Source organism: Nonomuraea lactucae (assembly GCF_003313395.1).
GTDB lineage: Bacteria > Actinomycetota > Actinomycetes > Streptosporangiales > Streptosporangiaceae > Nonomuraea > Nonomuraea lactucae.
The window spans coordinates 1-1,243 of record NZ_QNFZ01000475.1; the positions used below are offsets into that span (position 1 = coordinate 1).

Annotated in this window: 1 protein-coding gene; it reads right to left on the bottom strand. The window is 76.0% G+C overall.

Translation table 11 applies throughout. The annotated features are described in order from the left end of the window. Positions 1-100 precede the first annotated feature (100 nt). Positions 101-1,243: BtrH N-terminal domain-containing protein (locus DQW85_RS22785; protein ID WP_113702181.1), on the bottom strand; the 1,143-nt coding region annotated here is incomplete at its 5' end.

Sequence of the window (1,243 nt, forward strand, 5' to 3'; positions counted from 1 at the left end):
CCCCAGCCCGTCGGCGAGGCCCCAGTCGTGCCCGGCGCGACGACCCCTGGCGCGACGACCCAGCGCGCGACGACCCCTGGCGCGACGACCCCTGGCGACGTCAGACCTCGGCGAGGGCCTGCACGGCCGCCTCCTCGGTCTCCACCGCCCGTGCCACCAGCTCGGCGAGCCGGGCGAGCAGCGCGGCGCGGCCCTGCGGGCCGAGGACGTCGGCCGCGCCGTACCGTCCGGGCAGCGAACCGTCCTCCTCGTGGAGCGCACGCAGCCGGTCCGCCGCGTGGAACCCCTCGGTGACCAGCAGTTCCCGCCGCTCCCGGATCAGGTCGCGGCGGCGGGCGAACTCGGGCGAGGCGGGGGAGAGGGCCGTCGCGGCCACCTCCGACCAGAGGCGACCGGCCTGCCGGTACAGCGGCGCCGCCGCGGCGCACGCGGTGCCGCCGCCCAGCACGGTGTCCGCCTCGTCGAGGAACTCCGCGTACAGCGGCCGGGTGCCGCCTGCGGCCGTGTACTCGATCTCCAGGCAGTCGTGCAGCCGGGTCATCGCGATGAAGAACGCCTCCGGATCGGCGAAGCGCCTGGCCCAGCCCTGCCTGCCGGTGGTGTCGGCGAGCTGCGCGGCCAGCTTGCGCATGCCGGACAGGCCGAAGTTGGTGTCGAAGCTGTTGCCGAGGACCGGGCCGGTGAGCCTGGCGACGGTGTCGCGGACGGCGTCGCGTACGGCCAGGGCGGGGTCCGCGGTCGCGGGGCCGGTGACGGCGACGAGGTGGTGCCTGGCCTTGCGCAGCCCCGACCAGGCGGCCATGAACGCGTCGATCGCCAGCTCGTCCGGGCCCGTGTGCTCGTCGTCCACCAGCAGCGTGTCACCGTCGGCGCCGGTGACGCCCACTTCGAGCGGGTCCGGGAACGGGAAGCCGGGCCGCCACGGCAGGGCGAACCGGTTCACCCGGCAGATGGCGGTCCTGCCCGCGTCGAGCGTCTCCAGCAGCGCTCGGCGGGCCACCCGGGGCGAGCCGCTCTGCCTCACCTCGTGGCCGATCCCGGCCCGTTCGAGAGCGCGGGGGATCATCGGTTCGGGGTGGGCCTGGGCGACGACGGTCGTCATCGGGTGGTGGCCGCGGTACTCGAAGACCGCGTACATGAACCCGATACCGCCGCCGAGCCCGGCCAGCAGCGCCTCGCCGTGGCCCTCGACGCCCGCCCGGACGAGCGCGCGGCTCAGCAGCGACGCGTCGTGGTGCCGCCC